The sequence below is a fragment of the Nonomuraea zeae genome, assembly GCF_005889725.1.
Lineage (GTDB): Bacteria > Actinomycetota > Actinomycetes > Streptosporangiales > Streptosporangiaceae > Nonomuraea > Nonomuraea zeae.
Genome location: NZ_VCKX01000197.1, coordinates 1 through 23429 on the forward strand (window position 1 = coordinate 1; position 23429 = coordinate 23429).

Below are 23429 nucleotides of genomic sequence, written 5' to 3' on the forward strand. Positions count from 1 at the left end.
GGGCGGTGCCGAGCCGGGCCTGGCCGGTGGCGACCACGTGACCGGCCGGTGCCCAGCGGGTGCCGCCCGTGAGCACCGCCTCGATCGTGATCCAGGTCTCCCCCTCCGCCGCCACCGCGACCTCGGGCAAAGGCACGCGCACGCTCTCCCGCGCCCGGCAGCGCGGCACCGCCAGCGTCCCGCCGTCCACCCGCCCGCCGTCCACCCAAGCACCGTCCACGCCAGCGCCGTCCACCCGCGCGCCGTCCACCCGCGCGCCGTCCGTGCGAACCCCGTCCACCTCCACGAACCAGCGGAACGTCAGGTGGCCGAGGTCCATCGCGTCGTGCTTGTTGGTGATCACCACCGAGCCCTCCTCGACCGCGATCCCCACAGGCTGGAACGCCGCCCGCAGCTCCCCCAGCCCAGGCGAGGGTGTGCGGTCCGGGAACAGCAGCCCGTCCAGGCAGTACCGCTCCCCGTTCGGCTGCGCGTCGATGTCCCCGCCGTGCCGGTAGTACGTCCGCCCCAACGAGTCCCGCCCCGCCAGCCCGTGATCGATCCACTCCCAGACGAACCCCCCGCAGAACCGCTCGGACGACTCAAGGATCGCCTGGTAGTCGGCCAGCGACCCCGGCCCGTTGCCCATCGCGTGGGCGTACTCGCACAGCAGGAACGGCAGCCCGCGCCGGCGCGCGTCGTCGGCCGAGTCCGGGGCCACGCCCTCGGGCGGGTCCTCCTTACGCTGCCCGATCCGCTCCAGATCCGCCAGCGACGGGTACATCAGGCTGTAGAAGTCGGAGTGCCGGTAGCTCGGGTCGCGTTCGTAGTGCAGCGGCCTGCTGGGGTCACGCCGCCGGATCCAGTCCTCGATGCCGGCGAACGCCGCCCCCGCGCCGCTCTCGTTCCCGAGCGACCAGATGACCACGCTGGGATGGTTCTTGTCGCGCTCGACCATCCGCCGGGCCCGGTCGAGCAGCGCCTCCTGCCACATGGGCTCGCCGGGCGGGTTGCCCGCCCAGCCCGCGTAGATGAAGCCGTGCGTCTCGATGTCGCACTCGTCCACCACCCACAGGCCGTACTCGTCGCAGAGCCGCAGGAACTCCGGGTGCGGCGGGTAGTGGGCGGTGCGGACGGCGTTGACGTTGTGCCGCTTCATCAGCTCGATGTCGCGGATCATGGTCTCGCGGTCGAGGGACCGGCCGCGCTCCGGGTCGTGCTCGTGCCGGTTGACGCCCCTGAACAGCACCGGCACGCCGTTGACCAGCAGCCGCCCGCCGGACACCGCCACGGTCCTGAACCCGATCGCGAGGTCGACGCGCTCTCCGGCCGCCGAGAGCGTGCCACGGTAGAGGCGCGGATGCTCGGCGCTCCACGGGTCCACCCGGTCGATCTCGACCCGCTCGCCGGTGGGGGCGCTGAGGCCGAGCTCGGGGATCTCCACCAGTCCGGGCACGTCGGCGGTGACCAGGAGGGAGCCCGCGCCGCCGGCGTAGGAGGCGTGCACGGTGAAGTCGTCGATGCCGCCCTGCGGCCGGGCCAGCAGCTCCACCTCGCGGAAGATGCCCGGCAGCCACCACATGTCCTGATCTTCCAGGTAGCTGCCTGACGACCAGCGGTGCACGCGTACGGCCAGCAGGTTCCCCTCCGGCCGGACCAGCCCGGACACGTCGAACTCGAACGGCAGCCTGCTCCCCTTGGAATGGCCGAGCAGCTCGCCGTTCAGCCACACCGTGCCGCAGGAGTCCACCCCCTGGAACCGCAGCACACAGCGGTCGCCGCCCGGCCAGCCGGACGGCAGGTCGAAGCGCAGCCGGTAGTCGCCGGTGGGGTTGTCGTCGGGCACGTACGGGGGATCGATCGGGAAGGGGTAGGCCGTGTTCGTGTACAGCGGCCGGTCGTGCCCCTCCAGCACCCAGTGCGACGGCACCCGGATGGTCTCCCAGGAGGAGTCGTCGAGCTCCGGGTCGGGCAGCGCAGGCCCGGTCCCTTCGGCCGTGCCCGAGAGCCGGAAGCGCCAGCGGCCGTTGAGCGAGAGCCGGGGCGCGTCGGAGACGAAGTCCGCGCGGGCCGCGCGGCGTCCGGAGCCCGGCGCGGGGTCCTCGTGGAACTCGACAGGGCAATCGACCATCCGAACGTCCCTCCGGTGCGACGAAACGTTTTAACCCTATAAGCGCGGTCCGTCCTACACTAGATCTCACAGGCATTGACATCCACTAGTGAATAAATATATCATCTGGTAAATCGTTTTAACATCGCTGGAGAGTCATGACCCGACTCGGCACCGCCTACTACTGGGAATACCAGCGCTCCCCCGACTTGAAGCGCGACCTCGACCTCATGGCCCGGGCCCGGATCGGCACCATCCGCGTCGGCGAGTCCGTCTGGTCCACCTGGGAGCCGCACGACGGCGAGTTCGACCTCGACTGGCTGACGCCCGTCCTGGACGGCGCGCACGAGCGCGGCATGAGCGTCCTGCTCGGCACCCCGACCTACGCCGTCCCGCCGTGGCTGCAGCGCAAGCACCCCGAGCTGGCGATCGCCCGCGCGGGCGGCGACCGGATCCCGTGGGGCGCGCGGCAGGAGGCCGACTTCACCTCACCGGCCTTCCTCGGGTACGCCGAGCGCGTCATCCGCCAGGTCGTCGGCCGCCACGGGAACCACCCGGCCGTCCTCGGGATCCAGCTCGACAACGAGCCCGGCCTGCACCTCATCCACAACGAGCCGGTGTTCGAGCGGTTCGTCGCCTGGCTGGCCGAGCGCTACGGCGACGTCAGCCGGCTGAACGAGGAGTGGGGCCTGACGTACTGGTCGCACCGCCTGAGCGACTGGGGCGAGCTGTGGCGGCCGCACGGCAACACCACCCCGTCCTACGACCTGGCCTGGCGGCGCTTCCAGGCCGAGCTCACCACCGAGTTCATCGCCTGGCAGGCCGACCTGGTGCGCGAGCTGGTCCCGGAGGACCGGGTGCTCACCACGTGCCTGGCCTACCAGCGCCCGGCCCTGGACGACGTGCGGCTGTCCGAGCACCTGACGGTCGCCAGCGGTAACGCGTACTACCTGACCCAGGACGCCCTGATCCGCGAGAGCGGCGACGCGCCCGCCGAGCTGACCTGGTTCGCGACCGGCCCCACGGGCCTGTTCCAGGCGGCCGACCGCATGTACGCCTCCAAGGGGCGGCGCTTCTGGGTGACCGAGACCAACGCCACGTCGATCGCCGTGTCCCAGCTCAACCTGCCGCCCTACGACGGCCAGCTCCGCCAGGCGGCGTGGGCGATGGTGGCGCGCGGCGCGGAGCTGATCTCGTACTGGCACTGGCACACGCTGCACGACGGCTGCGAGACGTACTGGGGCGGGATCCTGGGCCACTCCATGGAGCCGGGCCGCGTCTACGGCGAGATCGCGGCACTGGGCGCGGAGCTGGAGGCGGCGGCCGAGGACCTCGCCGGGCTCGCGCCGGACGCCGACGTCGGGTTCGTGTACTCCCACGAGAGCAAGTGGGCGCTGCAGTTCCAGCCGCCGCTCACGCTCGACGGCCGCAACCCCGACCGGGACTCCTACGAGCGCATCCTCGCCACCTTCTACCAGGGCGCGATCGACGCGGGCCGCCAGGCGGCCTTCCTACCGGCCGCCCGGTGCACCGCCGCCCAGTTCAAACGTTTGCCCACCGTCGTGGCGCCCGCCCTCTACTGCCTGTCCGCCGAGCTGGCCGGCGCGCTGACCGCGTACGTGCGCGACGGCGGGCACCTCGTGCTGACCTTCCGCACCGGCTACGCCGACGAGGAGGCCAGGGCGCGGGCCGAGATCGCCCCCGGGCCGCTGCGCGCGCTGGCCGGGGTGCGCTACCTGGAGTACTCGACGCTGCTCGACCCGGTCCCCGTGCACGGGCTGGGCCGGCAGAGCCTGGCCCGCCACTGGGCGGACGCGCTGGAGCTGGAGGGGGCCGAGCCGCTGGCCTTCTACGACCACCATCACTTCGGCCGCTGGCCGGCGATCACGGAGCACCGCTTCGGCGCGGGCAAGGTGACCTATGTCGGCACCCTGCCCGATCGCGGCCTGGCCGCCGCGCTCTTCGACCGATCGGGGGCCGGCCCCCTGGCCACCCCCGACGCCCTGGCCATCCCCGACGCCCTGGTCACCGCCGGCCCGCCGCAGGTCACCGTGCACTCGGCGGTCAACGGGCGCGGCGAGCGGCTGTGGTTCGCGCACAACTGGTCGGACCAGGAGAACACGGTGACGATCACGCGCCCGGCCACCGAGGTGACCGGCACGCGGGAGCCGATCGCGCCGGGCCCGCTGCGCCTGGCCCCCTTCGACGTACGAGTGGTGAGATGACCGCATTCCAGCCCACCTGGGAGTCGCTGCGCGGCCACCAGATCCCCCGATGGTTCGGCGAGGCCAAGTTCGGCATCTGGTCCCACTGGGGCCCGCAGTCCGTGGCCCGCTCCGGCGACTGGTACGCCCGCCACCTCTACGGCATGCAGCCCTGGTCGGAGCCCTGGGAACGCAAGAGGGCCGGCCGCCAGCAGGCGCACCACCGCGCCCACTTCGGCGCTCCACCGGACGGGGCCGGCGCGAAGGACCTGTTCCGCCGCTGGCGCGCCGAGCGCTTCGACCCCGACGAGCTGATCGACCTCTACGCCGCCAGCGGCGCCCGCTACTTCGTCGCCCTGGCCGCCCACTGCGACAACTTCGACCTGTGGGACTCGCCCGACCACGACTGGAACGCCGTCCGCGTCGGCCCGCGCCGCGACATCGTCGGCGCGTGGGAGCGGGCGGCCCGCGCGGCCGGGCTGCCGTTCGGGCTCAGCTTCCACCAGAACTGGACGTGGCGCTGGCTCGACGTCGCCCACGGCACGGACCCGGCGACGGGCCAGCCGTACGACGGCGCGCTGACCAGGGCCGACGGCGCCGGCACCTGGTGGGAGGGCCTCGACCCGGCCACTCTCTACCCGCCCAGGCACGAGCCGGGCGCCCGGCCGCCCGCGCACGTCGCCGAGCGCTTCTACGCCCGCGTCCGCGCCGCGCTCGACCGCTACCGGCCCGACCTGGTCTACCTCGACGACTCCCGCCTGCCGTTCGGGGAGGGCAGCGTGGTCGAGTCCGAGCCGGTCAGCACGGGCGGGCTGGACCTGCTGGCCCACTACTACAACACCTGCGCGAGCGGCGGCCTGGTCACGGTCAAGCAGGTGCCGGATGCCGACCGCACGGCGGTCGTGCTGGACTGCGAGCGCCGCCAGCTCGACGCCGCCGAGGCCCATCCCTGGCAGTTCGACACCAGCGACGGCGAGTGGTTCGACTGCGCGGACGACGACCCGATGTTCCACCCGCGCAAGAGCGCGCAGCAGGTCATCCACACCCTGATCGACGTGGTCAGCAAGAACGGCTGCCTGCTGCTGAACGTCCCGCAGCACGCCGACGGCACCGTGGACGCCCGCGCCAGGGAGCTGCTGGCCGGGGTGGGCGACTGGTTGCGCGTGTGCGGCGAGGGCGTGTACGGCACCACCCCATGGGTGCGCGCGGGCGAGGGCACCACGGGCCTGGGCGAGACCAGGGGTTACGAGGGCTACAACGAGGCCGAGCGCGCCTACCGGACGAGCGACATCCGCTTCACCCGGCGCGGCGACGCCCTGTACGCCACCCTGCTCGCCTGGCCCGAAGCGGGCCGGGGAGAGAGCGGCGCCGCGATCACCAGCCTGGGCACCGCCGCCGGGCTGCTGGAGCGCCGCCCGGCCGCCGTCGAGCTGCTCGGCCACGGTCCCGTCGGCTGGCGGCTGGCCCCCGAGGCGCTGTACGCCGAGCTGCCGCCGGAGCCGCCCACGAAGGCCGCGTACATGATCAAGATCACCTGACGAGGAGCCCCTGCCTTGGTGACGAACCTGCGGACATGCGATCTGACCGACCCTCTCGGCATCGAGATCACCCGCCCTTCCCTGAGCTGGCGCCTGACCGGCGTCACCGGGCAGAGCGGCTACCACGTACAGGCCGGCCTCGAAGAAGGCACGGCCGGCCTGTGGGACACCGGCGAGACCGACGGCCCTGACCAGCGCGTCCGCTACGACGGCCGGCCGCTGGCCAGCCGCACCGCCGCGTACTGGCGGGTGCGGGTGCGCGACGGCGGCGGCCGCTGGTCGGGCTGGAGCCCCAGCGCCCGGTTCGAGCTGGGGCTGCTGAGCCAGGAGGACTGGACGGCCTCCTGGATCACCCACCCCGACTGGTACGACGACGCCGATCCGCGCGTCGGGGAAGGGCTGCCGCTGCCGCTGCTGGCCGGCGAGTTCACCCTGGCCAAGCCGGTCGCCCGCGCCCGGCTCCACGTGGCGGGCCTCGGCGTCTACGTGGCCTCCGTCAACGGCGCCCCGGTGACCGACGCCGTGCTGGAGCCGGCGTACACGGACTTCACTCAGCGGATCGCGTACGCCACCCACGACGTGACCGCGCTCCTGCGCGAGGGCGCGAACGCGGCCGGGATCGCCCTGGGCCCCGGGATCGCGCACGTGTACCCGCACCAGGACCGCTACATGAAGTTCTTCGGCTCCAAGGCGTCCCCGAGGGCCATCGCCCAGCTGGAGGTGGACTACGCCGACGGGACCTCGGACCGCTTCGGCACCGGCGCGGACTGGCTGGCCACGCAGGGCCCGACCGTCCGCTCGCACTGGTACGGCGGCGAGGACCACGACGCCCGGCGCGAGATCGCCGGATGGGACGCCCCCGGCGCCGACCGCTCCGGCTGGCGGCCGGTGACCGTCAGGCCCGACGGGACCGGGATGCTCAGGTCGCGCGCCTGCCCGCCCATCAGGGTCACGGAGGAGCTGCCCGCCGTCGAGAAGCTCGTCGCCGCCGACGGCACCGCCGTCTTCGACGTCGGGAAGGTCGTCGCGGGCTGGGCCGAGCTGCGGCTCGACCTCCCGGCCGGCCGGCACCTGCGGCTGCTGCCCGGCGACCAGCTCGACGCGTACGGCCGCGTGGTGCAGTCGAAGCCCACGACGGGCGCGCCGATCTTCAACACGTACGTCACCAGGGAAGGCCCGCAGACCTGGCACCCGAGCTTCCGCTACGACGGCTTCCGCTACGTCGAGGCGCAGGGCCTGCCCGAGCACGTGGGCCGCGAGGCCGTGACGGCGCTGGTGCTGCGCGCGGACAACGCGCCGGTCGGCGAGTTCCGCACCTCCGACGGCCTGCTCAACGACATCCACACGATCATCGACCGCGCGGTGCGCGGCAACATGTACAGCGTCCTCACCGACTGCCCGCACCGGGAGAAGCTGGGCTGGCTGGAGCAGGCTCACCTGCTCTTCGACGTCGTCGCCTACAACTACGACGTCGCCGCCTACTACCGCGAGCTGCTGGTCACGATGGCGGAGTCGCAGACCGAGGACGGGCTGGTGCCGGACACCGCGCCCGAGTACGTGGTGTTCGAGGACGCCTTCAGGGACGACCCGAACTGGGGCGGCGCGATCGCCCGCGTCCCCTGGCAGATCTACCGCTGGTACGGCGACACCTCGGCCATGGAGACCCACTACGGCGCGATGTGCCGCTACGTCGACTACCTCACGGCCCGCGCCGAGGACGGCGTGCTCGGCTACGGGCTCGGCGACTGGATCGGCCTGGATCCGGCCACGCCGGTGCCGTTGGTCTCCACCTGGGGCTACTGGCGGGCCGCCGACGCCGTGGCCAGGGTCGCCGGCGTGCTGGGCCTCGACGCCGACGCCAAGCGCTACCGCGCGCTGTCCGAGGGGATCGTCCGGGCGTTCAGCGACCGGTTCGGGGCGGGCGGCAGCCAGGCGTCGGACATCCTGGCGCTGGACATGGGCGTCGTCCCGGCCGATCGGGTGCCCGCCGTGCTGGACCGGGTGGCCGGGGCGGTCGCCGGCGGCGGGATCACCGTGGGCGAGATCGCGCTGCCCGCGCTGTTCAGGGTCCTCGGCCGCGCGGGGCGGCACGACGCGCTGTGGCGCTTCGCCACCTCCACCGACCACCCCAGCTACGGCTACCAGGTACGCCACGGCGCCACCGCGCTCACCGAGGCGTGGGACGGGCCGACCCGCGGCCTGTCGCAGAACCACTACATGCTGGGCGCGATCGACTCGTGGTTCTACCGGGGCCTGGGCGGCATCGGGCAGGCCCCGGGCTCGGTCGGCTTCCGCCGGCTCCTCATCGAGCCGGCCGTGCCGGGGGACCTGGAGTCGGTGACCGCCCGCACCGGCACGCCCTACGGGCAGGTCGGCGTGGCCTGGGAGCGGGGGGACGGGGAGTTCGCGCTCGACGTGGAGGTCCCGCCTGGCGCGACGGCCAAGGTGCGGCTGCCCGACCTGGGGCTGAGGCGGCACGCCGTGCCCGATGGCGCCACGCCCGCCGGGGTGCGCGCGTACGAGGTGCCGGCCGGGCGGTGGACGTTCAGGGCGGGCCGATGAGCCGGGCGTACGACGCCGCCGCGATCAGGACGCCGCACAAGGCCGGGCGGCTGCTGGTCGAGCCGTCGCGGGAGCCGGGCCGGTTCGACAGCCTGTTCGTCGACTGCCCGTTCGTGTGCTCCGACGGCGGCGAGTACCTCATGACGTACGTCGGCTTCGACGGAACCGGCTACCAGACCGCGCTGAGCCGCTCCCGCGACCTCGTGACGTGGAGTGCCGGCGAGGTGATCCTGGCGCGCGACCCCGGGCATCCGCACCGGCGCTACAACGCAGCGCTGACCTCGATCGTCCGCGACAACCGGCTGGCCTCCCCCGGCCAGGTGACCTGGCTGGACGGCCGGGCGGTCGGCACCTACCACGCCTACCCGGAGTCCGGGATGGAGGTGGGCGCGGCGGTCATCGGGTTCTGCGTCAGCGACGATCTGCGTACCTGGAAGGACACCGGCTCGGTGCTGCGCCCGCAGGACGGCGGCGCGTGGGAGCGCGGCGGGCTGTACAAGTCGTGGCTGCTGCGCCACGACGGCCTCTACTACTGCTTCTACAACGCCAAGAACCGCACCTACGACGGCTGGCGCGAGCAGATCGGCTACGCCGTATCCGCCGACCTCGAACGCTGGGAGCGCCCCGATCCGGGCCCCGTCGTGCCGCACGGCGGCGCGGGCGAGTTCGACGAGCGGTTCGCCTCCGACCCGTGCGTGCTGCGGGACGGCGACTGGTGGGTGATGTTCTACTTCGGGCTCTCCTTCGACGGGCACGCCAGGGAGAGCTACGCGGTCTCGCGCGACCTGCGTACCTGGCGCAAGAGCGGCGAGATCCTCATCGACGTGGGGCCGCCCGGCTCGGCCGACGACACCTACGCGCACAAGCCGGCGCTCGTCTCCCACGGCGGCCGCCCGCACCACTTCTACACGGCGGTCCGCCGGTGCGCGCCGTACCAGGTCGGCGAGCACGCGCTCGTCGAGCGGCGCGGCATCTCCATGGCCCACGGTTGAGGCGCGCCTCCCCGTGGCCGACCCCCTATGGAGGACATCATGATCGAGTCATCTCCCTGGCACTCCCGCAGGCGCTTCCTGGCCGTCGCCGCCGGCGGCCTGCTGGCCGGCGGACTGGCGGGCCGGGCGGAAGCCGCGTCGGCCGCCCCCGGCGGCCTCCCGGCCGGGCCCGCCGCCCTGCCGGCCAACGTGCCCGCCGCGTCCGGCGGCGGAGAGCCGGCGGCGTGGGCCAGAGTCGCCCTGATCAAGCGGCGGATCAAGCCGCCGCGCTTCCCCCGGCGCACTTTCCCCGTCACCGGCCACGGGGCCGTCGGCGACGGGACCACGAAGTGCACCGACGCGTTCGCCCAGGCGATCGCGGCCTGCGCGGCGGCGGGCGGCGGGCGCGTGCTGGTGCCCGCGGGCACGTACCTGACCGGCGCGATCCACCTGGCCGACAACGTCGAGCTGCACCTGGAGGCGGGCGCGGCGATCAAGTTCAGCCGCGACCCCGCCGACTACCTGCCGGTCGTGCCCACCAGGTACGAGGGCGTCGAGCTGATGAACTACTCCCCGTTCATCTACGCCCTCGACCGCACGAACGTCGCGATCACCGGCGCGGGCGTCATCGACGGGCAGGCCGACGCCACGCACTGGTGGGACTGGTCGGGCGACCCGCCGCCGTCGGAGCGCCCCGACAAGGACCTGCTCGCGCGCCTGGCCGAGGAGGGCGTGCCGGTGGCCGAGCGGGTGTTCGGCGCGGGCCACTACCTGCGGCCGAACCTGATCCAGCTCTACCGCTGCCGCAACGTGCTCATCGAGGGCGTCACGGTCAAGGACTCCCCCATGTGGAACATCCACCCGGTCCTGTGCACGAACGTGACCGTCCGCGAGGTCACCGTGGACAGCCCGCACGGGCCCAACAACGACGGGCTCGACCCGGAGTCGTGCCAGGACGTGCTGATCGAGCGGTGCGAGTTCAACACCGGCGACGACTGCGTGGCGATCAAGGCGGGCAAGAACGCCGACGGCCGCCGGGTGAACGCGCCCTCGGTCAACGTGCTCGTGGACTCCTGTGTGATGCGCGACGGCAACGGCGGGGTGACGATCGGCAGCGAGACCACCGGCGGCGTGCGCTGGGTCTTCGCCTGGAACTGCACGATGAGCAGCACCCGGCTGGAGCGGGCGGTGCGGATCAAGACCAACCCCGAGCGCGGCGGCTACGTCCGGGACGTCTACTTCAAGGACATCACGGTGGGGCAGGCGGCCGACGCCGTCATCGAGGTGGCGCTGAACTACGAGAACAAGAGCACCGGCCCCTACTACCCCGACGTCGGCGCCATCGACATCCGGGGGCTGAAAGCCGGTCAGGCGCCCAGGGCGTTCAACCTGATCGGCAACCCGGCCAATCCGATCAAGGGCGTGCGGGTGGCGAACAGCGTGTTCGAGCAGATGGCCGAGGCGGACGTCGTGAGCGACGTGACGGGCTTCGAGCTGCACAACGTGTGGGTGAACGGCCGCCGCGTCTGAGGCGGGGTCCCAGGGCCCGGGGGCTCTGGGCCTTGCCGCCGCCCCGCTGTTCATCGCCATCAGCAAGGGCTACTTCAAGGAGGTCGAGGCGGTGCTGCCGAACGACTGCCTCTAGGCCTCCGTGGACGTGCAGACCTTCATCGCGAGCGGCTGATCGCCTGCCTGCCCGCGATCGGGGCGGTGCCCTCCGGGGCGGCGGAGGAGCCCCTGCCGAGCAGCAGCGTGCCCAGCCACATGAGCGCCATGCCCACGGCGACCAGCGCCGAGTCCCGGCCGCTCTGGAACGTCCCCACGGCCAGGACCAGCACCCCCGAGGCGGTGACGACGGCGCTCACGAGGGTGACGCGCCGCAGCGCGGCCAGGAGGAACGCCAGCGCGAGCAGGGCGGCGTAGAACAGTTGCGCGCCAGCCGAGTAGACGATCAGCTCCACGCCCGGATAGCTCTTGACCTGGTCGAACACCGCCCGCATCGCCTCGCCGTCCACCGCGGTCAAACCCGCGTAGAGGTCGATGACGAGCTGGACGACGTTGGCGGCGACGCTGAACAGCGCGGCGGCGACCGTCCCCGTCACCGCCGCGCGCCCGCCACCGGTGACGGGACCCGCCATGCCGCGCAGGGCCAGCGTCATCACGCCGAACGCCAGGAATCCGGCCAGCCAGACCGCGTGCGCGGCCGTCCACCAGGGGCCGGGCACGAGGTCGCCGTCGATGGGTCGCATGAGGAGCCAGCCGCCGAGCAGGGCGGCCGGCCCTGCGGTGAAGGAGGCTTGGGCCAGGCGGTTCGCGGGGTTCATGACAGCCACGATGCCTCTTCGCAAGGGGGTGGCTCATCGGTGATCGTCCCTGATTTTCCCCTGGCCCCGCCTCAGGGACCCGGTCAGGTGAAGTAGCGCAGCCAGACGTACACCCAGGCCATCAGCGTGCTCAGCACGGTCACCACGATGCCGTACTTGGTGAACTGCCAGAAGCTGATCTTGTGGCCGGTGCGCGCGGCGATGCCGATGGCCACCACGTTCGCGCTGGCCGCCACCGCCGTGCCGTTGCCGCCGAAGTCGGCCCCGAGCGCGAAGGCCCACCACAGTGCCTGCCCGGTCTGCGGGTCGGGCGCCTGGGCGACGACGCCCTCCACGATGGGGGCGGTCGTGGCGACGTACGGGATGTTGTCGAAGAACGCGCCGAGCGCGCTGGAGCCGAACAGCAGGGCGGTCGCGGCGACGAAGTAGTCGTTGCCCAGCGCGTCCACGGCCCACGTGCCGATCGACGAGATGACGCCCGTGTGGACCAGGCCCGCGACCATGACGAACAGGCCCATGAAGAACACCAGGGTCGGCCACTCGACCTCGCGCAGCACGTCCGCGACGCTGACGCGCGACACCATGAGCATGACGCCGGCGCCCACCAGGGCCACGATCGACGGCTCGACGTGCACCACCGCGTGCAGCCCGAACCCGGTCACGACCGCGGCCAGCACCGCCAGGCACCGGATGAGCAGTTGCGGGTCGGTGATGGCCCGCCGCTCCTGCAGCGCCATCACCTCGGCGACGTGCTCGGCGTTGTACTGGAACGAGTTGCGGAACAGCACCCGCGTGAACAGCACGAACACCACGAAGATGACCACCACGACGGGCGCCATGTGGACCAGGAAGTCGTTGAAGGTCAGCCCCGCCCGGCTGCCGATGATGATGTTGGGCGGGTCGCCGATGAGCGTGGCCGCGCCGCCGATGTTCGAGGCGAGGACCTCGGCGATGAGGTACGGCTGGGCGGGGATGTGCAGCCGGTTGCACACCACGACCGTGACCGGCGCGACCAGCATGATGGTGGTGACGTTGTCCAGGAACGGCGAGGCGATCGCGGTGATGACCATGAGCATCACCATCAACCGGTACGGCTGCCCTTTCGACTTCTTGGCGGCCCAGATGGCGAGATAGTCGAAGATGCCCGTCTGCTTGATCACCCCGACGATGATCATCATGCCGAAGAGCAGGAAGATGACGTTCCAGTCGATGCCCTCGTGCTCGGAGTAGAACACCTTGGCGCCGGGGATCAGGCCGAGCACGGCCATCAGCCCGGCGGCGATGAGCACCACCTTGACCTTGTTGGCCTTCTCGGTGGCGATGAAGAAGAAGGCCACCAGGAAGATGCCGAGTGCGGCGAAGGCGCTCATCCGTCACGCCCCGGCGGCCCGGCCGTCACAGCGCCGATCACTGCCGATCTGCCGATCACCGCTGATATGAGGTCAGGACATGACGGGGCAGAGCGGGGTTGGCGGAACACGGCGACGGCCTCCTGGAATATGAGCAAGCGAAAGCGGGCACGCGGCAGCGGGACGTGGCCATCGGCACACGCCCGGCAGAGCCCCAGGGAAAACCCGGGGCCGGTCGATCAGGGTGGATCAGGGGGGCAGGTCAGGGGGCGGATCCGGGGCGGATCAGTCCTCCGGGCTGGAGAGCGCCAGGAAGGTGAGCAGCCGCTCCAGGGTGATCGCGCCCGCCAGGGCGCCGTCCCGGTCGACGACGGCGACGAGCGGGCTGCGCAGCCGGCTCATCAGCGCGGCCACTTCGAGCAGGGTCGCGTCGAGCCGGACCGTCGCCGGCGCGGCCGGCTGGCGCGGCAGGCAGTCCCCCACCGTCAGGTCGCCCAGCTCCCCCCAGAACACGTCCGCGTGAGCCTCGTCGATGGTCCGGCAGAGCGCCGGATCCTCCTGGTACGCCCCCGGCACGGCCAGCCGCAGGACCTGCGTCCCCGGCAGCACGCTCCATGGCCGGCCCCGGTCGTCCACGACGATCAGGCCGGGCATCCGGCCCAGCGCCATGATCCGGACAGCCCTCGCGACGGAGTCGCGGACGGTCACCGTCGGAAGGTTCACGGCGATATTGCTGGCTTGCATGGCATCTTCCCGTTCGGCGAGCGGACCGAGTGTCCCCGGCGCGGTCACGAGGCCGCCTCGGCGGTCCCGGCAACGCGACGTTCCAGGTGACCGGCCCGATCACCGGGCAGGTCGCCGGCCGCTCGGGCGCGGGCCGGCAGCACGATCACGGACATCACGGCTCCTCCTGTACGCGGCGGGTCGCTCCAGTCTGGGCGGCGGGAGGGTCCGGCCACCATCGGGTCCAGCACCCATCTGGGCGGGGATAGAACATGTAGGAGCGGCCCCCAGGATGGGAGACAGGCCGCATGGACAACCGCACCCGGGGACGAACAGGCTGGTGGAATGAACAACGGGCAGACCGGCGCCGAAGGGGCCGACGCCGGGGAGCCCGGCGCGCGGCGGGACGGCGCGCGCCGGGGGGCCGCGCCGCGCCCGCCCGCGCGGGCGCTGTTCCAGCGGGTGGTCGTGATCAACGGGCTGGTCTTCGCGCTGGGGACGCTCGTGCTCGCGCTCTCCCCCGCCACGGTGTCCTCGCCCGTGCTGCTGGCCGAGGTCCCGGTGCTGCTGGTGGGGCTGGCGCTGATGCTGGCCGCGAACGCGCTGCTGCTGCGCCGCAGCCTCGCGCCGCTGGACGCGCTGACGGCGCTGATGCAGCGCGTGGACCTGCTGCGGACCGGGGACCGGCTGACCGACAGCGGGCACAGCGACCTGACCCACCTGATCGACACGTTCAACGCGATGCTCGACCGGCTGGAGGCCGAGCGCAGCGCGAGCAGCGCCCACGCGCTGGCGGCGCAGGAGGGCGAGCGGCAGCGCATCGCCCGCGAGCTGCACGACGAGATCGGGCAGAGCCTGACTGTGGTGCTGCTCGGCCTGAAGCGGGTGGTCGACCGGGCTCCGGAGGAGCTGCGCGAGGAGCTGCACGGCGTGCAGGAGACGGTGCGCGCCAGCCTCGACGAGGTGCGGCAGGTCGCCCGCCGGCTACGCCCCGGCGTGCTGGAGGACCTCGGGCTGCACAGCGCGTTGAGTGCGCTGAGCAGCGACTTCTCGCAGATGAGCGGCATCCCGGTGACGAAGTCCGTCCAGCCGGACCTGCCCGCGCTGGGCGCGGACGTCGAGCTCGTCCTCTATAGGATCGTTCAGGAGAGCCTCACGAACATCGCCAGGCACGCCCGCGCGACCCGCGTGGAGGTGTCGCTCGCCACGGAGGACGGCCGGCTGACCCTGCGCATCACCGACAACGGCCGGGGCGGCGCCGTCCAGGACGGCGCCGGGATCCGGGGCATGCGCGAACGCGCCCTGCTCATCGGCGCCCGCCTGACCATCGATTCCCCGCCGGGCGACGGCACCCGCGTGCGCCTGGTCATCCCGGACAGGAGCGCGACCTCGTGACCAAGACCCGGATCCTCCTGGCCGACGACCACGCGCTGGTCCGCCGGGGGCTGCGGCTGATCCTCGACGCCGAGCCTGACCTCGAGGTCGTCGCCGAGGCGGCCGACGGCGCGGAAGCCGTGGCGGCCGCCTCGGAGGACGCGGTGGACCTGGCCATCCTCGACATCGCGATGCCGCGCATGACCGGTCTCCAGGCGGCCCGCGAGATCTCCCGCCGCGCGCCCGGCATCCGCATCCTGATCCTGTCGATGTACGACAACGAGCAGTACTTCTTCGAGTCGCTCAAGGTGGGCGCCTCCGGCTACGTGCTCAAGTCGGTCGCCGACCAGGACCTGCTGGAGGCTTGCCGGGCGACGATGCGCGGAGAGCCGTTCCTCTATCCCGGCGCCGTCACCGCCCTCATCCGCGACTACCTGCAGCGGGACCGGGAGGGCGAGCGGATGCCGGAGAGCATCCTGACGCCGCGCGAGGAGGAGATCGTCAAGCTGATCGCCGAGGGGAACTCGGCGAAGGAGATCGCGGAGACGCTCGTCATCAGCGTGAAGACCGTCGATCGGCACCGGGCCAACATCCTGCAGAAGCTCGGCATGCGCGACCGGCTCGACCTCACCCGCTACGCCATCCGCGCCGGCCTCGTCGAGCCGTGACGCCGCCGCCTCCCGGCGCGCCCGGTTCCGGGAGGGCGCCAGGCGGCACATGCGGTCCTACGGCCTTGCGGCTTTGTGATGGCGTCAGGCGGCATCGGGGGCGTCGAAGATCGATTCCGTGCGCTCCAGCAGCAGGGACCGGCCCTTGATCTCGGCGATGGCCGCCGCACCCACGACGCCCTCATGACCGGGCAGCTGGCCGGCCCCGCCCTCCGGGCCGAGCGGGACCACGATCATCGCCGGCTGGCGCTCGTAGGCGACCGGCTCTCCCTCGCCGGTGATGACCGCGCGCAGGTTCCCCGCGAGCAGCTCTCCCTGCATGCCCGCGAACGCCGCCATGTCCCGGTCCGCGTCGGTGATGTCGCCGATGGCGAAGACCCGGTCGTGCCCCTTCACCCGCAGGTGCTCGTCCACCTGGAGGTAGCCCCGGGCGTCCCTGGCCGCCGCGAGTGAGCCGCGCAGGTAGTCGGTGTGCAGGGTGACGCCGAAGCAGCGGAACCAGATGTCGGCGGTCAGCTTCTCCCCCGCCTCCGTGACGATCGCGATGGGCGCGGCGGTGGCGGGCTCGGCGCCCGGGAGCTCCCGCAGCGGGCTACCGAGCTTGAGCTCGACGCCGAGCTCGCCGAGCTGCCTGCGCAGCTCGTCCCGCAGCTCCTGGTCGAACGGGCCGGGCAGGATGTCGGCCGCGACGTCGGCGATGGTCACGTGCTTGCCGGGGAAGGCCGCCTTGATCTCTCCCGCCAGCTCCAGGCCGACGGGGCCGGCGCCGACGAGCAGCACGCGCTCGGCCGACACCAGGTCCTCGTGCGCGGTACGGGCCTTCGCCTTGGCCTCCGCCGTGTCCGGCTCACCGATCTTGGCGGGGAACGCGTAGGACGAGCCCGTCGCGAGGATCAGGTAGTCGGGCTCCAGCCGCTGCCCCGAGGCCAGCGTCACCTGGCGGCCGTCCACCGCCACGGCGCGATCCTGCAGGTAACGCCCGTGCACCAGCAACCGCTGGTACGGCAGGAAGATCCGCTCCAGCCACTCGGGCGCCACGAGCGCCCGCAGCGCCGCCAGGTTGTGCAGGAACGCGTCGGACGGGTCCACGAGGGTCACGTCGGCGACGTCGTCGAGCAGCTTGGCGGCCTTGACGCCGCCGTATCCGCCGCCCAGGACCACGACACTCGGGCGGGTCCCACCGTTCTCGGCCATCTGTTTCTCCTTGCTAGTAATCGAGTCGTCGCTACGGTATTCCTACTCACTAGGAAAATCAAAGCGACAGTGAATCCGCTAGCATGGAGGTATGGCGACGGTTCCCGTTCAGCACGATGTGGAGAGCTGCTCGCGCAGCGACGCCGCGTTGACGCGCGCCTTCACCGTCCTCGGAAAGCGCTGGAGCGGGGTCGTGCTCGGCGTCCTGCGGCCGGGGCCCGCCGGGTTCCGCGAGCTGTCGCGGGCCATCGACGGCGTCAGCGACTCGGTGCTGTCAGACCGGCTGTCCGAGCTGACCAAGGCCGGCGTGATCGCGCGCACCGTCGACGAGGGCCCGCCCGTCACGGTCTCCTACGAGCTGACCGCCAGCGGCCAGGCGCTCATCCCGGCCCTCGACCAGATCGCCAGGTGGGCACAGGAGCACCTGCCGCCGGGCGATCCCTGCTAGGCGTCCTCGTCAGAGCTGGACGCTGAAGAGCACCGCTGCCCGTAGTGCGAGGACCCCGGCCAGCACCAGCAGTGGCGCGAGCAAGGAGTGGCGCAGGGCCGCCGCGCCGCCGGCGGACAGGCGCTCGGTGACCAGCCCGTAAAGTCCCGGGGCCAGCCCGGCCAGCACCACCAGCCACAGCAGGAGCCAGGGCAGGCCGAAGACCATGCCCTGCGTGCCCGCCGCCGCCAGCGTCACCGCGAACGCCACGATCAACGCCAGCTCGAGCAGCGAGTAGAGCCGCTCCGAGACCGACAGCATCGGGGCGCTGGGCCGCGCCTCGGGGCGGAAGCGGGCCAGGAGCAGCATCAGCGCCGCCGAGCCCGCCAGCCCCGAGGCGAGGAAGAGCCCGCCCAGCGCCCACGTGTCGCTCCACACCGGCTGGTTCGACACCGACAGCAGCACGCCTGTGTATCCCGCGACGAACAGCCCGAACAGCGAGCCCACGACGTTGAACGCGCGGTTGTCCAGCCACCGTACGAGCGGGAGCCCGAGCTTGCCGTCGCGGGCGAGCGAGGCGGCGAACGAGACCGTCGTCACCGCCCCGAACACGACGAGCGCCCAGGAGCCGATCGACATCGGCGACCAGTACTTGAAGTTGAGCCCCTGGCCGCCGGGGGTGGTGTTCCACAGCATGTGCCAGAAGCGCCACGGGCGGCCGAGGTCGAGTGCGAGCAGGAGCGGCGCGATGAGCATCGGGGGAAACGCGATGTAGTAGCCGATCCTGGCCATCGGCTCGTCGCCTGGCCCGTTGCGCAGCCTGAGCAGGGTGGCCAGCACGTACGAGCCGCCGGACAGGCCGGCCAGGAAGAAGTAGAACAGGATGTACCACAGCCAGTCGGGAGGGCCGGCGAAGTGCTGGATCTCATCCATCGCCGTCCTCCGCCCGCTTGCCGGGTCCTTCCTGGTCCGCCACCCGTTCCTTTCGGCGGCGCAGCGCGATCAGCCCGCCCAGCACGCCCAGGACGGCGGTGACGGCGGCGGTCAGGTAGCCGCCCGCGTTGTTGCGGCTGGGCAGGACGGCGTTGCGCTCGTCCGGCAGGCGGTACTTCTCCGGTTCGTCCATGAGCAGGAAGAACGCGTTGAGCCCGCCGTACACCTTCTCGTCGTGCCCGTAGAGCCGGGCCTCCTTGACGCCCTGGGCGTGCAGGATCTCCAGCCTTTTCGCGGCCGTCGCGCGCAGCTCCTCGACCGGGCCGAACTGGATCGACTCGGTGGGGCACGCCTTGGCGCAGGCGGGGGTCAGGTCGTTCTGGAGGCGGTCGTAGCAGAGCGTGCACTTCTGCGCGACGCCGCTCACCTCGCTGAGGCCGATCACGTCGTACGGGCAGGCCGCGATGCAGTCGCGGCAGCCGTTGCAGACGTCGGGCTGGATGAAGACGGTGTCGAACTCGGTGCGGATGATCGCGTTCGTCGGGCAGACCTCCATGCAGCTGGCCTGCTGACAGTGCTTGCAGACGTCCGACATCATCAGCCACGCCTTGCCGTTGCCCGCGTTGACGCCCCCGTCAGGGACGTTGTCGTGGAACTGGACGTGCCGCCAGGTCTGGGCGTCGAGCCTGCCGGTGTTGTCGAAGCCGTCCAGGAACGACGGGGCGTTCCCCTCCAGCTGGTTCCACTGCTTGCAGGCCACCTCGCAGGCCTTGCAGCCGATGCACACGCTGGTGTCGGTGAAGAAGCCGTACGCCTGGCCAGGTGTGATGTGCGGCATTTCAGAACCCCATCAGGTTGGGCGTGATCTTGGTGTAGCCCTGTTCGGCCATGTGGAGGTCAATGGGCACCGCGACCAGCTCGTCCACCTCCGGCACCGCACGGGGGTCCCGGCCCAGGTCGACGTCGATCAGGTAGCGGCGGCAGGTGTGGCACGATTCGGCCCGCAGGTGCGGGAAGAGCAACGCTTCGCCGTCCGCCCCTCGGCCCGCCTGATCGTCCTCCGGCCTCCGGCGCCCCACCACCGGCAGGACGCCCGCGCGCGGCGATCCCGCGCGCCCACGCTGCGGACCCGCCGCCCGATCGCCGGGCGGCCTGGCGCGGCCGGCCGGTGGGCCCGCGCGGGCTTCGGCGTAGACGGTGCGCTTGCCGGTCTCGCCGCAGTTGGGGCAGGTGGTGGCGGAGAAGTGCCACTCGTTGCCGCATTTCGCACAGATCAGCATCCTGCGCCCGCTGACGAGCGGGTCGTCGCCGGCCGCACGGTAGCTGAGCTGCGGCGGGCCACCGCACACAGGACACCGCCCGGCCGCCGCCACCCCGGGCGAGGCGGGTCCGGGCGAGGCGGGCTGCGGGGGTACGACGCGCAGTGTGGCGCGGGCGAGGTAGCGCTCCACCGGCGTGAGCTCTTCGTCCGCGATCCAGGCCACGAGCAGGCCGTCCGCCTCGCCGTCGTCCCTGGAAAATCCGCCCCCGTCCGGCGTGCCGGTGCCTGGGACGGTGCCCGTGCGGGAGGCGACGGCGACGGCGACGGCGGCGGACAGGAGCGGCGGGCCGCTGGCCAGCGTCGCCTCGGCCACCCGGGGCAGCACGTGCAGGCGGGCCCACCCCACCGCCCCTTCCGCCGGGACGTCACCGGCGACCGACTCCCACACCTCCACCAGCGCCAGGTACAGCCCGAGGATCTCGGCCGCGTGCGGGTAGCGCGCACGCAGCGCCTCAGCCCGCGTCCGCTGCCCGCCGTACATCACAGCTTCTCGATGTCGACCAGGAACGCCTTGTACTCCGGCGTCCGCGCGCTGGCGTCCCCGACGAACGGCGTGAGGGCGTTGGCCAGCCAGTGCTGCCCGGTGTTGATCCCGACGAACCCCCAGTGGATCGGGATCCCGATCTGGTACACCGTCCGCCCGTCGATCTCCAGCGGCCCGAGCCGCTTGGTCACGACCGCCCGCACCTCCAGCCTGCCGCGCCGCGACGACACCCGCACCAGGTCCCCGGTCTCGATGCCCTTCTCCCTGGCCAGCTCCGCAGGCACCTCCACGAACGCCTCGGGCTGGAGCTGGACCAGGTGCTCGACGTTCTGGGTGACGTAGTGCTCGTGCTCGGTCAGCCGGTACGACGTCGCGACGTACGGATAGTCGGCTGCGGTGCCGAAGCGGTTCGGCCGCCCGGCCCGCTCGTCGTAGCGGAAGACCACCGGCGTGGCCGAGACCTGCGGGTGCAGCGGGTTCGCGACGGGCGACTCCACCGGCTCGTAGTGCTCGGGGAACGGCCCGTCGGCCACCGCGTTGCTGAACAGGCGCCCCACGCCCTCACCGGTCATGATGAACGGCAGCGGCGCGTCGGGCCCCGGCCCGGTCGTGGGCGGGTAGTCGGGCACGTCGCCCACCCATTTGCCGTTCTCCCAGGCGATCCCCGGACGTTCCGGGTCCCAAGGGCGGCCGTTCTGGTCGGCGGAGGCGCGGTTGTAGAGGATGCGGCGGTTGGCCGGCCAGCTCCACGCCCAGGAGGGGTAGAGGCCCATGCCGCTGGGGTCGTTCCTGGCGGGGTCCTGCACGCCGTCGCGCCGCTTGGTCAGGTTGCCCTCCTCCGGGTAGTGGCCGGTGTAGATCCAGTCGCCGGCGCTGGTGGTGCCGTCGTCCTTGAGGTCGACGAAGGTGGACAGCCGCTTGCCCGTACGGAGGTCCCTGCCGTTGATCTCCTGCGCGATCTCGTCCAGCTCGGGCTTGCCCGGGTTCGCGTACGGCAGCGTCAGCTTCAGCACCGGATCCGGAAATTTCCCTCCTTGAGCCATGTAGAGGGCCCGGACCCGCTGGAACAGGTCCGCCAGGATCCAGTGATCGTGCCTGGCCTCGCCCTCGGGCGGCAGCACCTGGTCCTTCCACTGCGCCCAGCGCCCGCTGTTGGTGAACGAGCCGTCCTTCTCGATCCAGTGCGTGGCGGGCAGCATGAACACCTCGGTCTGGATCGTCGCCGGATCCAGGCCGGGCGCCTGCCAGAACTCCGAGCTGGTCGTGGCGAACGGGTCCATGACGCACAGCCACTTGAGTTTCGACAGCGCCTGGAGCACCTGGTTGGAGTCGGGGCCGATGCTGGTCGCCGTCATCCCGGACAGCATGACGCCCTGCATCCTGCCCCTCAGCGCCTGGTCGAAGATCGAGATCCACGAGGAGTTGGCCGCGGGCTTGGGCAGGTAGTCGAAGGCGAACTCGTTGTCCTTCGTGGCGGTGTCGCCGTACCAGGTCTTGAGCAGGCTGACGAGGTAGCGGCGGTAGTTCTCGCCGAAGAAGTTCACGGCTCTCGGGTGCGCCTTCTTGCTGGCGCTTTCGTCCAGGTACGCCTTGATGTCCTTCTGCCCGGGAGCCGGGATGCGCAGGTAGCCGGGCAGGATGTCCCAGGAGATGGCGTGGTCGGTGTTGCCCTGGATGTTGGCGTGGCCGCGTTCGGCGTTCATGCCGCCGCCCGGCCGGCCCATGTTGCCGAGCAGGAGTTGCAGGATGGCGCCCGAGCGGATGAGCTGCACCCCGGTGGTGTGGTGGGTGAGGCCGACGGCGTACACGATGGTCATGACCTTGTCCGGCCGCCCCATCTCGCCGACCAGCGCCGCCACTTGCCGGAACTGCTCGCGCGGGATCCCGGTGATGCGCGCGACCGTGTCGGGGTCGTAGCGCCGGTAGTGGGCGCGCAGCAGGTTGAGCACAGAGCGCGGGTGGTCGAGGTCGATCTTGGCGTGGCCGTCGGCATCGGTCTCGTACGCCCACAGCTTGGTGTTGTAGACGCCCTGCTCCCGATCGAAGCCGTTGAACATGCCGTCCTGGAAGGAGTAGCCCTCCTTCACCACGAATCCGGCGTTCGTCGCCCACCGTACGTACTCGTCGTGGTAGAGCCCGTTCTGCAGGACGTGGTTGATGAGGCCGCCGAAGTAGGCGACGTCCGTGCCCGTACGGATCCTGATGTAGGTGTCCGCCACCGCCGAGGTCCTGGTGAAGCGCGGATCCGCATGGATGATCTTCGCGCCCCTGTCCAGCTTGGCCCGCATGAGCCATCTGAAGCCCACCGGGTGGGCCTCGGCCGGGTTGGCGCCGTTGACCAGGATCAGGTCGGCGTGCCTGATGTCACGCCAGTGGTTGGTCATGGCCCCTCGGCCGAACGTGGCAGCCAAACTGACCACCGTGGGACCGTGTCAAACACGGGCCTGTTGTTCGAGGTGAACCAGGCCCAACCCCCTCATCAGCTTCGTCGCGAGATAGCCCTCTTCCGAGCTGAACGCCGCCCCGCCCGCGAAGGCGATGCCCTCGCAGCGGTTGACCACGTTCCCGTCGGCGTCCTGCGTGACGAACGTGGCGTCACGCGAGCTCTTGATGTTCCTGGCGAGCCGGTCCAGCGCGAACTCCCAGGAGACCCGCGTCCACTCGGCCGCGCCCGGAGCGCGGTAGAGCGGGTGCGGCACCCGCCTGCGGGAGACGGCCAGTTGCAGCGAGGTCGCCCCCTTCGGGCACAGCGTCCCCTCGTTGACCGGGCTGTCCGGGTCGCCCTCTATCTGCAGCAGCTCCGTGGTGCCGTTCGCGGCCTTCTTGGTGTAGGCGACGAGAGCGCATCCGACCGCGCAGTACGGGCACAGCGAGTGGGAGACCGTGGCGCCCTCGATGCGCAGCCGCTGCTTTATCCTGATCGACGCGGTCAGATCGAATCCCAGGGCGGAGCCGCCGAGCACCCCCATCGGGCCGATGCTCAAGAACCGCCGCCGGCTGACCTCCATGACCGGACTCCCCTCAGCTGCAGCCGTGGGTACCGTCATTTCACCGTAAAGTCCGATAGAAGGCGCGTCTACCCCTGGGCGAGTTGCAGATCCTGCCGCCCGCCGGGGTCCTCGGGGTTGCGCAGCAGGTCGAGCAGCCGCGGATCAGCCGGCACGAGCACGCCGTGGTCGCCGCGCTCGGCCGCCAGGCGCAGCACCTCCCGCCAGGCGGGCCGCCCCAGCGGCACGGCCGAAGGCGCCCACCGCCCCACCCCGTCCTC

19 protein-coding genes are annotated in these 23429 nt (G+C 71.8%); 8 read left to right on the plus strand and 11 right to left on the minus strand.

The window, feature by feature from the left end:
* The coding region (locus ETD85_RS42410) for a glycoside hydrolase family 2 TIM barrel-domain containing protein (RefSeq protein ID WP_138695492.1) at positions 1–2110 on the minus strand (2110 nt) is incomplete at its 3' end.
* Between the two features lie 137 nt (positions 2111–2247).
* Between ETD85_RS42410 and ETD85_RS42415 the strand changes: the two genes are divergently transcribed.
* From ETD85_RS42415 to ETD85_RS42435, 5 genes are read left to right on the plus strand one after another with little or no spacing between them, the layout of a single operon-like run.
* Positions 2248–4314, plus strand: coding sequence for a beta-galactosidase (locus tag ETD85_RS42415; protein ID WP_138695493.1), 2067 nt, complete (start codon positions 2248–2250; stop codon positions 4312–4314).
* The gene (locus tag ETD85_RS42420) at positions 4311–5831 is read left to right on the plus strand and encodes an alpha-L-fucosidase (RefSeq protein WP_138695494.1); all 1521 of its coding nucleotides are present in this window, start codon (positions 4311–4313) and stop codon (positions 5829–5831) included. Before ETD85_RS42415 ends, ETD85_RS42420 begins: the two co-directional genes overlap by 4 nt.
* Positions 5832–5849: 18 nt before the next feature.
* Positions 5850–8393 (plus strand): family 78 glycoside hydrolase catalytic domain, encoded by a 2544-nt coding sequence (locus ETD85_RS42425; RefSeq protein ID WP_170247139.1) that lies wholly within the window; start codon positions 5850–5852, stop codon positions 8391–8393.
* A complete protein-coding gene (locus tag ETD85_RS42430) occupies positions 8369–9385 on the plus strand; it encodes a glycoside hydrolase family protein (RefSeq protein ID WP_138695496.1) in 1017 nt (338 codons plus the stop codon). The genes ETD85_RS42425 and ETD85_RS42430 overlap by 25 nt, the downstream gene beginning before the upstream one ends.
* 39 nt (positions 9386–9424) lie before the next feature.
* Positions 9425–10894 carry a glycoside hydrolase family 28 protein gene (locus ETD85_RS42435; protein WP_138695497.1) on the plus strand — a complete coding sequence of 490 codons (1470 nt, stop codon included), beginning with the start codon at positions 9425–9427 and terminating at the stop codon, positions 10892–10894.
* A 137-nt stretch (positions 10895–11031) separates the two neighbouring features.
* Here ETD85_RS42435 and ETD85_RS42440 read toward each other — a convergent pair whose 3' ends face one another.
* The 3 genes from ETD85_RS42440 to ETD85_RS42450 all read right to left on the minus strand — a co-directional run bounded on the left by ETD85_RS42440 (position 11032) and on the right by ETD85_RS42450 (position 13760).
* Positions 11032–11688 carry a hypothetical protein gene (locus ETD85_RS42440; protein WP_138695498.1) on the minus strand — a complete coding sequence of 219 codons (657 nt, stop codon included), beginning with the start codon at positions 11686–11688 and terminating at the stop codon, positions 11032–11034.
* A gap of 83 nt (positions 11689–11771) precedes the next feature.
* Positions 11772–13058, minus strand: a complete 1287-nt coding sequence (locus tag ETD85_RS42445) for an ArsB/NhaD family transporter (protein ID WP_138695499.1) — start codon at positions 13056–13058, stop codon at positions 11772–11774.
* Positions 13059–13322: 264 nt separating this feature from the next.
* Positions 13323–13760, minus strand: coding sequence for a CBS domain-containing protein (locus tag ETD85_RS42450; RefSeq protein WP_240779785.1), 438 nt, complete (start codon positions 13758–13760; stop codon positions 13323–13325).
* Positions 13761–14105: 345 nt separating this feature from the next.
* Between ETD85_RS42450 and ETD85_RS42455 the strand changes: the two genes are divergently transcribed.
* Both ETD85_RS42455 and ETD85_RS42460 read left to right on the plus strand, forming a co-directional pair.
* Positions 14106–15155 carry a HAMP domain-containing sensor histidine kinase gene (locus ETD85_RS42455; RefSeq protein ID WP_138695501.1) on the plus strand — a complete coding sequence of 350 codons (1050 nt, stop codon included), beginning with the start codon at positions 14106–14108 and terminating at the stop codon, positions 15153–15155.
* Positions 15152–15802: a response regulator gene (locus ETD85_RS42460; protein WP_138695502.1), complete on the plus strand. Its 651-nt coding sequence runs from the start codon at positions 15152–15154 to the stop codon at positions 15800–15802. The genes ETD85_RS42455 and ETD85_RS42460 overlap by 4 nt, the downstream gene beginning before the upstream one ends.
* An 84-nt stretch (positions 15803–15886) precedes the next feature.
* On the opposite strand, the gene ETD85_RS42465 is transcribed toward ETD85_RS42460, so the two are convergent.
* Entirely contained in the window at positions 15887–16996 is a 1110-nt protein-coding gene (locus ETD85_RS42465) for an NAD(P)/FAD-dependent oxidoreductase (RefSeq protein ID WP_138695503.1), read from the minus strand.
* A 91-nt stretch (positions 16997–17087) separates the two neighbouring features.
* Between ETD85_RS42465 and ETD85_RS42470 the strand changes: the two genes are divergently transcribed.
* Positions 17088–17444: a winged helix-turn-helix transcriptional regulator gene (locus tag ETD85_RS42470; protein ID WP_138695504.1), complete on the plus strand. Its 357-nt coding sequence runs from the start codon at positions 17088–17090 to the stop codon at positions 17442–17444.
* A gap of 9 nt (positions 17445–17453) precedes the next feature.
* On the opposite strand, the gene nrfD is transcribed toward ETD85_RS42470, so the two are convergent.
* The 6 genes from nrfD to ETD85_RS63665 all read right to left on the minus strand — a co-directional run.
* Positions 17454–18356 carry an NrfD/PsrC family molybdoenzyme membrane anchor subunit gene (nrfD, locus tag ETD85_RS42475; RefSeq protein ID WP_138695505.1) on the minus strand — a complete coding sequence of 301 codons (903 nt, stop codon included), beginning with the start codon at positions 18354–18356 and terminating at the stop codon, positions 17454–17456.
* Positions 18349–19194 (minus strand): 4Fe-4S dicluster domain-containing protein, encoded by an 846-nt coding sequence (locus ETD85_RS42480; protein WP_138695506.1) that lies wholly within the window; start codon positions 19192–19194, stop codon positions 18349–18351. The genes nrfD and ETD85_RS42480 overlap by 8 nt, the downstream gene beginning before the upstream one ends.
* 1 nt (position 19195) lies before the next feature.
* On the minus strand, positions 19196–20158 hold the full coding sequence (locus ETD85_RS42485) for a formate dehydrogenase accessory protein FdhE domain-containing protein (RefSeq protein ID WP_138695507.1): 963 nt from the start codon (positions 20156–20158) through the stop codon (positions 19196–19198).
* The gene (gene fdnG, locus ETD85_RS42490; protein WP_206059212.1) at positions 20158–22581 is read right to left on the minus strand and encodes a formate dehydrogenase-N subunit alpha; all 2424 of its coding nucleotides are present in this window, start codon (positions 22579–22581) and stop codon (positions 20158–20160) included. The genes ETD85_RS42485 and fdnG overlap by 1 nt, the downstream gene beginning before the upstream one ends.
* Before the next feature lie 12 nt (positions 22582–22593).
* Positions 22594–23169, minus strand: coding sequence for a dehydrogenase (locus ETD85_RS65020; protein ID WP_206059213.1), 576 nt, complete (start codon positions 23167–23169; stop codon positions 22594–22596).
* A gap of 68 nt (positions 23170–23237) precedes the next feature.
* The coding region (locus ETD85_RS63665; protein ID WP_206059214.1) for a hypothetical protein at positions 23238–23429 on the minus strand (192 nt) is incomplete at its 5' end.

Coding starts and splice junctions, on each gene's coding strand:
- ETD85_RS42480 (WP_138695506.1), bottom strand. CDS start 19,194: ATGCCGCACATCACACCTGGCCAGGCGTACGGCTTCTTCACCGACACC.
- ETD85_RS65020 (WP_206059213.1), bottom strand. CDS start 23,169: ATGGAGGTCAGCCGGCGGCGGTTCTTGAGCATCGGCCCGATGGGGGTG.
- ETD85_RS42455 (WP_138695501.1), top strand. CDS start 14,106: ATGAACAACGGGCAGACCGGCGCCGAAGGGGCCGACGCCGGGGAGCCC.
- ETD85_RS42485 (WP_138695507.1), bottom strand. CDS start 20,158: ATGTACGGCGGGCAGCGGACGCGGGCTGAGGCGCTGCGTGCGCGCTAC.
- nrfD (WP_138695505.1), bottom strand. CDS start 18,356: ATGGATGAGATCCAGCACTTCGCCGGCCCTCCCGACTGGCTGTGGTAC.
- ETD85_RS42470 (WP_138695504.1), top strand. CDS start 17,088: ATGGCGACGGTTCCCGTTCAGCACGATGTGGAGAGCTGCTCGCGCAGC.
- ETD85_RS42435 (WP_138695497.1), top strand. CDS start 9,425: ATGATCGAGTCATCTCCCTGGCACTCCCGCAGGCGCTTCCTGGCCGTC.
- ETD85_RS42445 (WP_138695499.1), bottom strand. CDS start 13,058: ATGAGCGCCTTCGCCGCACTCGGCATCTTCCTGGTGGCCTTCTTCTTC.
- ETD85_RS42440 (WP_138695498.1), bottom strand. CDS start 11,688: ATGAACCCCGCGAACCGCCTGGCCCAAGCCTCCTTCACCGCAGGGCCG.
- ETD85_RS42420 (WP_138695494.1), top strand. CDS start 4,311: ATGACCGCATTCCAGCCCACCTGGGAGTCGCTGCGCGGCCACCAGATC.
- ETD85_RS42465 (WP_138695503.1), bottom strand. CDS start 16,996: ATGGCCGAGAACGGTGGGACCCGCCCGAGTGTCGTGGTCCTGGGCGGC.
- ETD85_RS42415 (WP_138695493.1), top strand. CDS start 2,248: ATGACCCGACTCGGCACCGCCTACTACTGGGAATACCAGCGCTCCCCC.